The organism is Aeromonas sp. TECH754 (assembly GCF_056279295.1).
Map to the genome: position 1 here is coordinate 1632649 of NZ_JBWBRA010000001.1, position 12926 is coordinate 1645574.

The 12926-nt window shown below is 63.1% G+C and carries 11 protein-coding genes; 10 read left to right on the forward strand and 1 reads right to left on the reverse strand.

Features of this window, described 5'->3' with window-relative positions:
• Positions 1 to 52: 52 nt before the first annotated feature.
• The 7 genes from hisH to ACZ9IL_RS07210 all read left to right on the forward strand — a co-directional run bounded on the left by hisH (position 53) and on the right by ACZ9IL_RS07210 (position 8282).
• Complete coding sequence (hisH, locus tag ACZ9IL_RS07180) at positions 53 to 679, forward strand: imidazole glycerol phosphate synthase subunit HisH (RefSeq protein ID WP_476002897.1); 627 nt, start codon at positions 53 to 55, stop codon at positions 677 to 679.
• A 5-nt stretch (positions 680 to 684) separates the two neighbouring features.
• Positions 685 to 1419 carry a 1-(5-phosphoribosyl)-5-[(5-phosphoribosylamino)methylideneamino]imidazole-4-carboxamide isomerase gene (hisA, locus tag ACZ9IL_RS07185; protein ID WP_476002898.1) on the forward strand — a complete coding sequence of 245 codons (735 nt, stop codon included), beginning with the start codon at positions 685 to 687 and terminating at the stop codon, positions 1417 to 1419.
• Positions 1420 to 1548: 129 nt separating this feature from the next.
• The gene (locus ACZ9IL_RS07190) at positions 1549 to 2658 is read left to right on the forward strand and encodes a response regulator (RefSeq protein WP_476002899.1); all 1110 of its coding nucleotides are present in this window, start codon (positions 1549 to 1551) and stop codon (positions 2656 to 2658) included.
• A gap of 90 nt (positions 2659 to 2748) precedes the next feature.
• On the forward strand, positions 2749 to 6171 hold the full coding sequence (locus ACZ9IL_RS07195) for a PAS domain S-box protein (RefSeq protein ID WP_476002900.1): 3423 nt from the start codon (positions 2749 to 2751) through the stop codon (positions 6169 to 6171).
• Positions 6172 to 6392: 221 nt separating this feature from the next.
• Entirely contained in the window at positions 6393 to 7166 is a 774-nt protein-coding gene (hisF, locus tag ACZ9IL_RS07200) for an imidazole glycerol phosphate synthase subunit HisF (protein ID WP_476002901.1), read from the forward strand.
• Positions 7159 to 7794: a bifunctional phosphoribosyl-AMP cyclohydrolase/phosphoribosyl-ATP diphosphatase HisIE gene (gene hisIE / locus ACZ9IL_RS07205; protein WP_476002902.1), complete on the forward strand. Its 636-nt coding sequence runs from the start codon at positions 7159 to 7161 to the stop codon at positions 7792 to 7794. Before hisF ends, hisIE begins: the two co-directional genes overlap by 8 nt.
• Positions 7795 to 7985: 191 nt before the next feature.
• Positions 7986 to 8282, forward strand: a complete 297-nt coding sequence (locus ACZ9IL_RS07210) for a hypothetical protein (RefSeq protein ID WP_476002903.1) — start codon at positions 7986 to 7988, stop codon at positions 8280 to 8282.
• Positions 8283 to 8473: 191 nt separating this feature from the next.
• Here the strand turns inward: ACZ9IL_RS07210 and ACZ9IL_RS07215 are convergent, their stop codons facing one another.
• Positions 8474 to 10096, reverse strand: a complete 1623-nt coding sequence (locus tag ACZ9IL_RS07215; protein WP_476002904.1) for an acyl-CoA synthetase — start codon at positions 10094 to 10096, stop codon at positions 8474 to 8476.
• Positions 10097 to 10534: 438 nt separating this feature from the next.
• Here ACZ9IL_RS07215 and ACZ9IL_RS07220 point away from each other — a divergent pair, with 438 nt between their 5' ends.
• The 3 genes from ACZ9IL_RS07220 (at position 10535) to ACZ9IL_RS07230 (ending at position 12822) form a co-directional block, all read left to right on the forward strand.
• Positions 10535 to 11275 (forward strand): hypothetical protein, encoded by a 741-nt coding sequence (locus ACZ9IL_RS07220; protein ID WP_476002905.1) that lies wholly within the window; start codon positions 10535 to 10537, stop codon positions 11273 to 11275.
• A gap of 191 nt (positions 11276 to 11466) precedes the next feature.
• Positions 11467 to 12006, forward strand: a complete 540-nt coding sequence (locus ACZ9IL_RS07225) for a glycine zipper 2TM domain-containing protein (protein WP_476002906.1) — start codon at positions 11467 to 11469, stop codon at positions 12004 to 12006.
• Between the two features lie 276 nt (positions 12007 to 12282).
• On the forward strand, positions 12283 to 12822 hold the full coding sequence (locus ACZ9IL_RS07230; RefSeq protein ID WP_476002908.1) for a glycine zipper 2TM domain-containing protein: 540 nt from the start codon (positions 12283 to 12285) through the stop codon (positions 12820 to 12822).
• The last annotated feature ends 104 nt before the right edge of the window (positions 12823 to 12926 follow it).

Genomic DNA, 12926 nt, shown 5'->3' on the forward strand with positions numbered 1-12926 from the left:
CACTGGTCAGCATCGACGATCCAACCTCAGGCAACAGCATGGGGAGCACGACATGAGCAAGCAGAACCTGGTGATTATCGACACCGGCTGCGCCAATCTGGCCTCGGTGCGGATGGCGTTCGAGCGCCTCGGCGTGCAGCCGCAGGTTTCCTGCCAGGCCGCCGACATCGAGGCTGCCGACAAGCTGATCCTGCCGGGGGTCGGCACCGCCGTTGCCGCCATGCGCAACCTCAACGAGCGCAACCTGGTCCCGCTTATTCGCGCAGCCAAGCAACCTGTGCTCGGCTTTTGCCTCGGCATGCAGATGCTGGCGCAGGCCTCCGAGGAGACCATGGCGGGCGAAGATGGCCACGACGGTGCGCTGATCGACTGCCTCGGCATAGTCCCCGGCAAGATCCGGCTGATGGAGGTGGGCAACTTGCGCCTGCCCCACATGGGCTGGAACCAGATCGAACACGACGAGACCCACCCGCTGCTGCGCGACATCCCGAGCGGCAGCTATTTCTACTTCGTCCACTCCTATGCCCTGGAGGTGACGGACGCGACGCTGGCCCGCTGCGACTATGGCAGCCCCTTCACCGCCATCGTCGGGCGAGACAACTTCTTTGGCGCCCAATTCCACCCGGAGCGCTCCGGCCCGGCCGGTGCCCGCCTACTGCAAAACTTTTTGGAGCTGTAACTGGCATGATTATTCCGGCAATTGATCTCATTAACGGGCAGGTGGTCCGCCTCTACCAGGGCGACTACGGCCAGAAGACCGCCTACAGCAGCAGCCCTCAGACGCGCTTCGACGACTACGTGGCGCAAGGGGCACAGCAACTTCACCTGGTGGATCTGGATGGTGCCAAGGATGCCAAGGCGCGCCAGCTTGCCCTCATCGCCGAGCTGCTCGCCGCTACCAGGGCACCGGTGCAGGTGGGCGGTGGGGTGCGCACCGAGCAGGACGTGGCCGATCTCTTGGCCGCCGGCGCCAACCGGGTGGTAATAGGTTCCACCGCGGTCAAGTCCCCGGAGCTGGTGGCGAGCTGGATGGAAAAATATGGCGCCGAGCGCATCGTACTGGCGCTGGACGTCAATATCGACGCCGAGGGTAATCGCCAGATCGCGGTGGCGGGCTGGCAGGAAAACAGCGGGGTAACCATAGAGGCACTGATCGAGCGCTTCCTCCCCGTCGGCCTCAGGCACGTGCTCTGCACCGACATCAGCCGGGACGGCACCCTTGCCGGCAGCAACGTCGAGCTCTACCGGGATCTCTGCGCCCGCTACCCGAGCGTCGCCTTCCAGGCCTCCGGCGGCATCGGTGGTCTTGCCGACATCGAGGCGCTCAAGGGCACAGGGGTCGAGGGGATCATCCTCGGACGCGCCCTCCTGGAGGGCAAATTCGACGTCAGGGACGCCATCGACTGCTGGGCTCGCTGATCGGGACCGCTGGGTGAGCCCGCTTTTTGCGGGCTCCATACTGGTGCATCGTCGAGTCTGAGCCATCATTTATCCTTTGGTAACAATCGACTCTATACTCGACTGACACTTTTGCGTCACGGAGGCGCCATGTTCACGGCCCAAGCCGCCACCATCCTGATCGTCGACGATGCGCCCGAGAATCTGATGGTGCTGACCGATCTGCTCACCCCTGTCTATCGCGTGCTGGCCGCCCAGGGCGGCGAGAAATGTCTGCGCATCGCCACCGGCACCCCCAAGCCGGATCTCATCCTGCTGGATGTGATGATGCCGGACATGGATGGCTACGAGGTACTGCGCCGACTGCAGGCCGATCCGGCCACCCGCAACATTCCCGTGGTGCTGCTCACCGCCCTCTCCGATCCTCGCAGCGAGGCACAGGGACTGGCCCTCGGCGCCACCGACTACATCACCAAGCCCATCAATCCCGCCATCGTCCAGGCCAGGGTACGCACCCAGCTGGAGGCCCAACAGGCGAGGGATGGGCTGCAGAGCCAGAACGCGCTGCTGGAAGCCGAGGTGTCGAGGCGCATGGCGGAGAACGATCTGATCCAGCAGGTCACCATCCGCGCCCTTGCCCATCTGGCGGAGATCCGGGATCCCGAGACCGGCAACCACATACTGCGCACCCAGCTCTATGTGCGGCAGCTTGCCATTGGTCTTTCGAACCATCCCCGCTTCACCGATACCCTGACGCCCGCCTATATAGAGTTGCTGAGCCGCTCGGCCCCCCTGCACGACATCGGCAAGGTGGGGATCCCGGATCAGATCCTGCTCAAACCGGGCAAGCTGACCGACGAGGAGTGGCCCATCATGCGTACTCACGCCAAGCTCGGCAGCGACGCCATCGAGGAGGCGGAGCGAGACATAGACCAACCCCTGGCCTTCCTCACCCTGGCCAAGGAGATAGCGCACTGGCACCACGAGAAGTGGGATGGCAGCGGTTATCCCGACGGCCTGGACGGCGACAATATCCCGGTCTCGGCCCGGCTGATGGCGCTGGCCGATGTGTTCGATGCCCTCGTTACCATCCGGGTCTACAAGCCCCCCATGCCCTATCAGCAGGCGAGGAGCCTCATCCTCCAGGGCAGCGGACTGCACTTCGATCCGGACGTGGTGGCAGTCTTCGACACCCAGTTCGAGCAGTTTATTGCCATCGCCGAGCGCTACCGTGACGATCACGAGGAGCCCCATGACTAGGCACCTGCTGCTCGCCAAGGCCTCGGCCATGCCATTTGCACACCAGATCCCCTGCCCCAGGTTCCCCCTGTCGCCCGAGGAGCGTTCCGCATGAAATGGATTTTTCCCCTGAACAGGCAGCAATGGATAGGCGCCTGTCTGCTGGCCATACTGATGCCCCTGTTCGTGCTGCTGATCCGGCTGCAGCTGCCCATCCCCGTCGAGGAGCGGCCGCTGCTGGTGTTGTTCATGCTGCCCATCATCGTCTGCGCCCTGCTGGGGGGGCTGCTGCCCGGCCTCATCAGCACCTTATGCGTGGCCCTGATGACCACCTATTTCATCCTGTCGCCACGCCACGAATTCTCTATCGCTTCCGGCCAGGATCAGGTGCAATGGGGTCTGCTGGTTGCCAACGGCATTCTGATCACCCTGCTGAGTGCAGCCATGCACCGCTCCCGCATCAGGGAGAGCCAGCGCTGGCAGGAGCTGCTGAACACCCAGTCCCGGTTGCAGCAGAGCGAGGATCGCTTCCAGGCCACCTTCGAGCAGGCGGCCGTCGGCATCGCCCTGGTCTCCCCCGATGGCAAGTGGTTGCGGGTCAACCAGCGTCTGTGCGACATGGTGGGCTATGGCGTCGACGAGCTGATGGAGATGACCTTCCAGCAGATCACCCACCCGGACGATCTCTTCATCGACCAGGGCTACGTGGATCAGGTGCTGGCCGGCGAGCGCCAGCACTACACCCTGGAGAAACGCTACCTGCGCAAGGGGGGCGAGGCATTCTGGGTAACCCTGACCACGACCCTGGTCAAGGATCTGCTGGGGCAACCGGACTACTTCATCTCCATCATCGAGGACAACCAGCAACGCAAGGAGACCGAAGCCGCCCTGCGCCGCAACGAGGTGATCCTGCGCGAATCCCAGCGGCTGGCCAAGATAGGCAACTGGCGCTGGCACCTGACCCAGGACAGTCACTACTGGTCCCCGGAGATCTTTCGCATCTATGGCCGGGATCCCTCGCTCCCCCCCGCCGTCTACCCCGAGGTGCAGGATTACTTCACACCAGAGGCTTGGCACACCCTGGGTCTGGCCGTGGATCGCTGCCTGCAGGATGGCGCCCCCTACGAGTGCGATGCCCAGGTCATCACCCCCAGCGGGGAGCGAGCCTGGATCATCGCCCGCGGCGCCGCCCTGCGAGACGAGAATGGCACCATAGTTGAGTTGTATGGCACCGTGCAGGATATCACCGAGCGCAAGCAGGCCGAGCAGCAGTTGCGGCAGCTGTCGCTAGCCCTTGAGCAGAGCCCGGACGGGGTCTTCATCACCAACACCGACTCGCGCATCGAGTACGTCAACGCCGCCTTCCTGAGCGCCAGCGGCTACACGGAGGAAGAAGTGCTGGGGCAGACCCCTCAGCTGTTCGACTCCGGCCTCACCCCGCCGGCGACCCATATTGCCTTGCAGGATGCACTCAAGCGGGGCCTGCGCTGGCACGGGGAGTTCATCAACCAGCGCCAGGATGGCAGCCACTATCAGGTGTTGGCCTCCGTCTCCCCCATTCGCCAGGATCACGACAAGGTGAGCCACTTCGTGACGGTACAGGCGGACATCACCGAGAAGAAGCAACTCGGCAAGGAGCTGGATCAGTATCGCTTCCACCTGGAGGAGATGGTCAGCGAGCGCACCCAGCAGCTGGCCCAGGCTCATCAGCGCGCCGAGAGCGCCAACCAGGCCAAGAGCGCCTTCCTCGCCAACATGAGCCACGAGATCCGTACCCCCATGAATGCCATTTTGGGGCTCACCTACCTGCTCAAGCGGGACGCCAAAGAGGCCGGTCAGCACGATCGCCTGGAGAAGATAGACAACGCGGCCCAGCACCTGCTCACCCTGATCAACGACATCCTGGATCTCTCCAAGATCGATGCGGGCAAGATGGTGCTGGAGTGTCACGACTTCTCCCTCGTCGCCATGCTGGACAACGTCTGCGCCCTGATGGACGAGCAGGCCAGCGCCAAGGGGCTCGACATCCAGATTGATCTCGATGGCACCCCGGTCTGGCTCAACGGCGACATCACCCGTCTGCGTCAGGCGCTGCTCAACTACGCCGGCAATGCCATCAAGTTCACCGAGACGGGCACCATCACCCTGCGGGTACGGATGCTGCGCAAGCTGCTCAATGGTTACCAGCTGCGCTTCGAGGTGGAGGACAGTGGCATCGGCATCACGGCGGTGCAGCGCGAGAGGCTGTTCCAGGCCTTCGAGCAGGCCGATGTCTCCACCACCCGCAAGTACGGTGGCACCGGCCTGGGGCTCGCCATCACCAGCCGGCTGGCCAAGCTGATGGGGGGGGAGGTCGGGGTCGACAGCACCCCCGGCAAGGGCAGTTGCTTCTGGTTCACCGCCCAGCTCGCCCCAGGCAAGAGCATTCCCCTGCCACCAGTGCTGCCAAGTCAGCCCAAGCAGCCATTCTTCTGCTCCTATCCGGCCCGCCTGTTGCTGGTGGAGGACAACGCCATCAACCGTGAGGTGATCACCGAGCTGCTCACCGGCAGCGGTCTCATCATAGAGACCGCGGTCAACGGGCTGGATGCGCTGGACAAGATCCGCCACCAGTCGTTCGATCTCATCCTGATGGACATACAGATGCCGCTGATGGATGGCTACAGCGCTACCCGCGCCATCCGGGCACTGCCCGACCAGGACCAGGTGCCCATACTGGCGCTCACCGCCAGTGCGTTCGAGGAGGACAGGAAGGCCTGCGAGGCCGCCGGCATGAACGACTTCATCACCAAGCCCGTCACCCCGGCCAGGCTGTTCGAGGCGCTGCGCCAGTGGCTGCCGGCGGGCACCCCTAGCGCAGTCTCGCCTCTGCGGCCAGCCGAGCGCTGGTGCGCGCCCCTCGCCCGGCTGCAGGAGATGCCCGGCTGGGATATGGTACAGGGTCTGGCGGCGCTGCAAGGGGATCAACAGAAATACCTCAAGCTGTTGCGCTTCTTCTCGGCCCAGCATCAGGGCGATACAGAACGCCTGGCCGAGTGCCTGGCAAAAGGGGATCGTCCCTGCGCCATTGGCCTGGCCCACAGTCTGCGCGGCGCCGCCGCGACCTTGGGTCTGACCAGCCTTGCCGAGCAGGGGTTGCAACTGGAGCAGGCCCTGCGGGCGCAGGAAGAGGATCTGCTGGCGGCCCTGATCGCCGGCATCGGCCGGGATCTGGTCGAGCTGGAGCTCCGGCTGGGGGCCGAAGATGAGCAGACGGACATCCTGGCCCCGCTACCAAGCAGCCACTGGCAGCAACAGTTGCTGCGCCAGCTGGAGGCACTGCTGGCCCAGAGCGATACCGCCGCCATCACCCTGTTCGATCAACACGCCGGCGCCATGCTCACCGGCCTTGGCGAACAAGGCACCCTGCTGGCCCAGCAGTTGAAGGGGTTCGACTTTGACGGTGCCCTGATCACCATCAGGGGACTGAAGCAGGTGGAGGACAACCTGCTGGCCTTCCGTTCGGAAGGAACCGGCGCCATCACCCGGCATTGAGCAATGGCGGGGAGAGGAATCGCGGAGAAAGGGTTGGATCGGGGCACGGGGTCGTGCTTATAGTGTGGGCTCTCCCGCCCCGGCCGGTGCCGGCCCCCTTGCCAGCACGCAAGATGCGGCCAGCGGTTGCGCCATGCCAACCCGCTTTATCCAGGATCGCGAGAATGCCGGCTCGTCTGGCTGAATCGATTGTTAACCGTGCTTTACATGGAGCAACGAGCATGTTGTCAAAGCGTATTATCCCCTGTCTCGACGTCAAAGACGGCGTGGTGGTCAAGGGAGTGCAGTTTCGAAATCACGAAGTCATGGGGGGCATAGTCGAACTGGCCCGCCGTTACGCCAGCGAGGGAGCCGACGAGCTGGTGTTCTATGATATCACCGCCTCCAGTGACGCCCGGGTGGTGGACAAGAGCTGGGTGAGCCGGGTGGCCGAGGTTATCGACATTCCCTTCTGCGTCGCCGGCGGCATCAAGAGCGTGGAGGATGCGCGCCAGATCCTGGAATTTGGCGCCGACAAGGTCTCCATCAACTCCCCCGCCCTGGCGGATCCCACCCTGATCACCGCCCTGGCCGAGCGCTTCGGCGTGCAGTGCGTAGTGGTCGGCATCGACTCCTACTTCGATGCCGACAGTGGTCAGTATCAGGTCAAGCAGTTTACCGGTGACGAGAGCCGCACCCGCACCACCGCCTGGACCACCCTCGAGTGGGTCAAGGAGGTGCAACAGCGGGGCGCGGGTGAGATCGTGCTGAACGTGATGAATCAGGACGGCATGCGCCAGGGTTACGATCTCGAACAGCTCAAGCTGGTACGGGCCCTGTGCAAGGTGCCGCTCATCGCCTCCGGTGGTGCCGGCACCATGGCCCACTTCCTCGATGCTTTTACTATCGCCGACGTGGACGGGGCCCTGGCGGCCTCGGTGTTCCACAAGGGCCTTATTCCCATTCCCGAATTGAAACGCTGGCTGAAAAACGAAGGAGTCGCCATCCGTGAATAACCAAGCAGTAAACAACCAGACCCCACTGATCGATCGCCTGGACTGGGACAAGACCGACGGCATGATCCCCGCTATCGTCCAGCACGCCGCCAGCGGCCAGGTGCTGATGCAGGGCTTCATGACCCGCGAGGCGCTGGAAAAAACCCAGGCCACCGGCCAGGTCACCTTCTTCAGCCGCAGCAAGCAGCGGCTCTGGACCAAGGGCGAAAGCTCGGGCCATGTACTGAAACTGATCGCCATCAACACCGATTGTGACAATGACTCGTTGCTGATCGCCGCCGATCCCGTCGGTCCCACCTGCCACCTTGGCACTGTCTCCTGCTTCGACGGCCACCCTGTGCCGCCGTTGGGCTTCCTCGCGGAGCTCGAGCAGATCCTGGCCGGGCGCAAGGGCGCGGATCCCGCTACCAGCTACACCGCCAGCCTCTATGGCAAGGGCACCAAGCGCATTGCCCAGAAGGTCGGTGAAGAGGGGGTGGAAGTGGCGCTCGCCGCCATGGCCAAGGACAGGGAGGAGCTCATCAACGAATCCGCAGATCTCCTCTACCACCTCACCGTCCTGCTGCAAAACGAGGGGCTGGGCCTGAAGGATGTGGTACAGCGGCTCGCCGAGCGCCACAACAAATAACACGCAATAGCATAAATAACGGGCCACTTGGCCCGTTTTTTGTGCCCGCAATTTGGGAAGGGTAAGTCATTGTGCGGCTGACTGAAGCTGACCTGAACAAGGGGCTCTTTTGATGCCGCAGATGGGGTCTGCCCAAGGGGGTGATTCCCCTGAATAATGATGTTATTGCGTCCCCCACCGCTAGAGGCCTTATGAGCAAATACCAGTTCTTCCGCCAAGAACAGGATCACGCCAGTGTCACCTTCTTGCTGATGTCATCCCCCTCCTTCTTGCCTGAAAAGGCGCAACTGCTCGAGCAAGGCTTCGAGGTGGTGGGGGATTATATCGACGCGGCAGACGATCAAGAGGCCATCGAGAAATTCAGGAGCGGCATGATTGAGCCGCTGACGGAGTACACCAAGGCCAGTGAGGAGGGAGGGCTGTATTACTTCATCACCGGCCTGTGGGAGGCGTTGAGCAAGCGCATCAAGGGCAGTCATGCCCGCTAGCCTCTGCGAGATCAGCACAGATGGGCCTAGCGTTCAGCCACCCATCGTCTCTTTTCTCCGGGCAAGGCTCTGCTGACGCATTGGTAATGGGCAGGCCAAACGCCATCACTCGGCCCCATCCCTCATCGGCATTGCCGCGGTGATAAAAAAACGGGCCCAAGGCCCGTTTTTTTGACGGCAAGACAAACCCCTCACTCCAGTTTCTTGCGCAGCATAAACTTCTGCACCTTGCCGGTGGAGGTCTTGGGTAGCGGAGTGAAGATGATGCGCTTGGGGGCCTTGAAGTGGGCCATCTGCTCGCGGCAGAAGGCAATCAGCTCGGCCTGGCTCAGCTCCCTGCCCTCTTTCAGCTTGACGAAGGCGCAGGGCACCTCCCCCCACTTCTCGTCCGGCATGGCGATCACCGCCGCCTCGTCCACGTCGGGATGACGGTAGAGCACATCTTCGACCTCCAGGCTGGAGATGTTCTCCCCACCCGAGATAATGATGTCCTTGGATCTGTCCTTGATCTCCACATAGCCGTCCGGGTGCCAGACCGCGAGATCGCCGCTGTGGAACCAGCCCTCGGCCATCGCTTCCTCACTGGCGGAGGGATTCTTGAGGTAACCCTTCATCACTATGTTGCCACGCAGGAAGATCTCCCCCAGGGTCTTGCCATCCCGGGGCACCGGCTCGCCACTGACGGGATTGGCAACGCGCATCTCCCCCTGCAGCGGCGAGGCGACGCCCTGGCGTGCCTTGAGTCGCGACAGGGCGGCGGCATCCTGCCCCTCCCAGCTCTGCTGCGGCTCGCACACCACGCAGGGGCCATAGGTCTCGGTCAGGCCATAGGTGTGGGTCACCGCTATGCCCATCGCCTCCATGCCGGCGATCACCGTCGCCGGAGGCGCCGCCCCCGCCGTCATCACCTTGATGGGGTGATCGAGCCCCAACTTCAGCGCCGGATCGGCGTTGTTGAGCATGTTGAGCACGATGGGCGCCGCGCAGAAATGGCTCACCTTGTGGGTGTGCAGCGCCTCATAGATGGCCCCCGCCTGCACATGGCGCAGGCAGACGCTCACCCCGGCGGTAGCCGCCAGGGTCCAGGGGAAGCACCAGCCGTTGCAGTGGAACATCGGCAGGGTCCATAAGTAGACGGGATGCTTGGGCAACGCCCAGGAGAGCACATTGTTGATGGCGTTGAGGTGGGCGCCACGGTGGTGATAGACCACCCCCTTGGGGTTGCCGGTAGTGCCCGAGGTGTAGTTGAGGGAAATCGCCTGCCATTCATCCGCCGGCAGCCAACCGGGCTCCTCGGCATCCCCCGTGGCGATGAACTGCTCGTAGTCGAGCCCGCTTATCAGCTCCCCTTCCCGATAGAGGGGATCGTCGATGGCGATGACCAGCGGCGGCTGTTCGAGCAGGGCCAGCGCCTTGCGCACCACGGCGCCAAACTCCCTGTCCACCAGCAGCACCTTGCTCTGGGCGTGCTGAAAGATGAAGGCCATGGACTCGGCATCGAGCCGGGTGTTGATGGTGTTGAGCACAGCGCCGCTCATGGGCACCCCGAAGTGAGCCTCGAACATCGCCGGGATATTGGGGGCGACGATGGAGACCGTATCCCCCTCGCCGATGCCATGCCGGCGCAGGGCCGAGGCGAGCCGGCGACAGCGTCGTTCAGTCTCGGCCCAGCTCTGGCGCAGTGCCCCGTGGATCACCGCCGGATAATCGGGGTAGACCCGGGCCGCCCGGGACAGGAAGATCAAGGGGGTCAGGGCGTCAAAGTTGGCGGTGGTCTTATCGAGGCCTGTCTCATAGATGTGCTGCTGTGTCATCGAGTTCCTTCCTCACATGGGGCACAAAGCGGGTGGCGGTCATTGGCCAGACTGCGGCTAAAGTGCGGCTAAAGTGCGGCCGAGAAACGGCGCCGGGCATCATGCCTGCTGGCGAATGTCTCATGGAAAGAGAGGGTATCAAGGGGGATCCGCGACAGGTATTAGCAAAACGTCTTAGGTTGGCGGAGATGAGTCAGATCCCCCAACCAATCGCCAGGCCCGCCGTTCAGGGCTTACACCTCAAACCCAGGCCGCCAGCCCGAACACCAGACACACCAGACACACCAGCAAGCACGCCAGCACCCCGGCCGGCAGGGGCAAGACCGGCTCCCAATGCTCCCCATTTCTCTGCGGTCCATTCCCGGCTCCCTCTCTTCGCCCAAAACAGACCGGCATTACGAGAGAACGGTCATCAGGAGATACCCAATGGATAATGAGATGACCTCCCCCCAAGGCATAGAGAGCATCGATCACGCGATATGCCAGTTGTTCAAGCGCTACCTCAAGGGTGCCGGCATCTCGTACAAGCGGCTGCTGAATCAGGCGCAACCCTTGACCCAGGATCGCATGCTGGCGATGGCGGCGCTGATCGATGTTCCCCTCTCCCGGATCCTGACGGAGGCCGAACAGCTGGCGGCGAGCGTCGCTCACTTCACCCCTCAGCAGGATGCCGCCTTCTGCCAGCGCCCCGAGCTCTACAGCCTGCTGCTGCAGATCCTGCAGCAGGGCACGGACCCCGAGGCACTGCGCCAGCATTTCGGGCTCGATGCCCCCTCGTTCTACCTCTACTTGCGCGAGCTGGAGAAGCTCGAACTCGTGACCATGCAAGCCGGATTGGCCTTTCGCCTGCGGGTTCCCAAACACGTGGCATTCCGGGATTCGGCCCGCTTCCCCCTGCATTTCAAGAACCAGCTGATCGAGGGACTGCAGGCTCGGGTCCAGCATCTGGCGCCGCACGATCGCCAGGCGTATCTCATCACGGCTCGGCTTCGACTGACCGAAGCCGAGTTCATGGACTACCGCCTCGCGCTGGAGACGCTCATGCTCGACACCCTCAAGCGGAGCCTCAGACGGGATGCCGCCACGCCGGATCTGGCGGACTACACCATCCTCGACATGGGGGCGCAGGGCAGCTATCAGCCGGTTCTGCCACAGCCCGGCAACCTCATTCCCGCCTGATCTGAATTATTCCGCCCCGCTCAGCCTCTCCCTCTTGTCGCCAATCACAGACGCCTTTTTAAGGAGGTCGTTTATTACGCGGTCAGCCTCTGTCGCAACCAAGGGCCTCATTGCTTGAGCCTTGGACACAAAATGCCAAGAATGAGCACAAGCCCCAGCAGTGGGCAATCACAGCAAGCGAGGAGAGAAAGATGAACAAGTCCATGATGGCAGGTGTCGGGATCGGTATCGCCTCTGCGCTGGCACTGTCAGCGGCCGCCAGTGGATCCCTGTTTTCCTCCCAGCCCCAATTTGCCGAGGTGCTGGCCAGCAAGCCGGTGACCGAAACCGTCAAGACCCCGCGTCAGGAGTGCCGCAACGTCGCCGTCACCCACCGCAAGCCGGTGCAGGATGAACACAAGATTCTGGGCACCGTCGTAGGCGCAGCCCTGGGAGGCGTGCTGGGCAACCAGTTCGGCGGCGGCAGCGGCAAGAAGGTGGCCACCGTCGCCGGCGCCGCCGCCGGTGGCTATGCCGGTAACCAGGTACAGGGCAACATGCAGGCCGGTGATACCTACACCACCACAGAGCAGCGCTGCAAGACGGTGCAGGACAGCAGCACCCGCACCCTGGGCTATGACGTGACCTATCGTCTCGCCGGCCAGGAAGGGGTGATCCGCATGGAAAAAGAACCCGGCCCCACCATTCCGGTCAAGGATGGCAAGCTGGTACTGAGCAATGCGCAGGGTTGATACTCCGTTAGGAGCGCCCTGCCAGGAAAAAGGCCCATCCCGTCAGGATGGGCCTTTTTTCATCTGTGCCGTCTCGGCCACGCTCTCAAGACACGCCCTTCCCCGCCTCGATAGCCTCTCTTGATTCCTGTGTCGCCAATCGCCGACATCGCATTGGCACTGCCACTTTTCATGTCGTCAGCCTCTGTCGCAGTTGGCGGGCCCTTCCCTTGAGCCGTGGCAGTAAAAATCCAACAATAGGCCGCAATTGACCAATTACACATTAGAGAGAGTCAGATGAACAAATCCATGTTGGCAGGTATCGGCGTCGGCATCGCCTCCGCATTGGCGCTGTCGGCCGTCGCCAGCGGATCCATGTTTTCCGCCGAGCCCCAGTTCGCCGAGGTGCTGGCCAGCAAGCCGGTGACCGAGACCATCAAGACCCCACGCCAGGAGTGCCACGACGTCACCGTCACCCACCAGCAACCGGTGCAGGATGAGCACAGAGTCGCCGGCAAACTGGTCGGCGCGGCGATCGGCGGGGCCATCGGCAACCAGTTCGGCGGTGGCAACGGCAAGAAGGTGGCCACCGTCGCTGGCGCCGTGGCCGGTGGCTATGCCGGCGGTCAGGCACAGGCCAACCGCCAGGCCAAAGACACCTACACCACCACGGAGCAGCGCTGCAAGACCATTCAGGACAGCAGCACCCGCACCCTGGGCTATGACGTCACCTACCGCCTTGCCGGTCAGGAAGGGATCATTCGCATGGAGCAGGCACCGGGCGCCACCATCCCGGTCAAGGACGGCAAGCTGGTGCTGGGCACAGCGCAGGGTTGAGCCTCCGTTAGGAGCGCCTTGCCATGAAAAAGGCCCACCGTCGAGGTGGGCCTTTTTCATGCAAACACGGGAATGACGATATCGAGCAGTGTGCCGAACATGGC

Coding starts and splice junctions, on each gene's coding strand:
- hisF (WP_476002901.1), top strand. CDS start 6,393: ATGTTGTCAAAGCGTATTATCCCCTGTCTCGACGTCAAAGACGGCGTG.
- hisH (WP_476002897.1), top strand. CDS start 53: ATGAGCAAGCAGAACCTGGTGATTATCGACACCGGCTGCGCCAATCTG.
- ACZ9IL_RS07195 (WP_476002900.1), top strand. CDS start 2,749: ATGAAATGGATTTTTCCCCTGAACAGGCAGCAATGGATAGGCGCCTGT.
- ACZ9IL_RS07215 (WP_476002904.1), bottom strand. CDS start 10,096: ATGACACAGCAGCACATCTATGAGACAGGCCTCGATAAGACCACCGCC.
- ACZ9IL_RS07220 (WP_476002905.1), top strand. CDS start 10,535: ATGACCTCCCCCCAAGGCATAGAGAGCATCGATCACGCGATATGCCAG.
- ACZ9IL_RS07225 (WP_476002906.1), top strand. CDS start 11,467: ATGAACAAGTCCATGATGGCAGGTGTCGGGATCGGTATCGCCTCTGCG.
- ACZ9IL_RS07230 (WP_476002908.1), top strand. CDS start 12,283: ATGAACAAATCCATGTTGGCAGGTATCGGCGTCGGCATCGCCTCCGCA.
- hisA (WP_476002898.1), top strand. CDS start 685: ATGATTATTCCGGCAATTGATCTCATTAACGGGCAGGTGGTCCGCCTC.
- ACZ9IL_RS07190 (WP_476002899.1), top strand. CDS start 1,549: ATGTTCACGGCCCAAGCCGCCACCATCCTGATCGTCGACGATGCGCCC.
- ACZ9IL_RS07210 (WP_476002903.1), top strand. CDS start 7,986: ATGAGCAAATACCAGTTCTTCCGCCAAGAACAGGATCACGCCAGTGTC.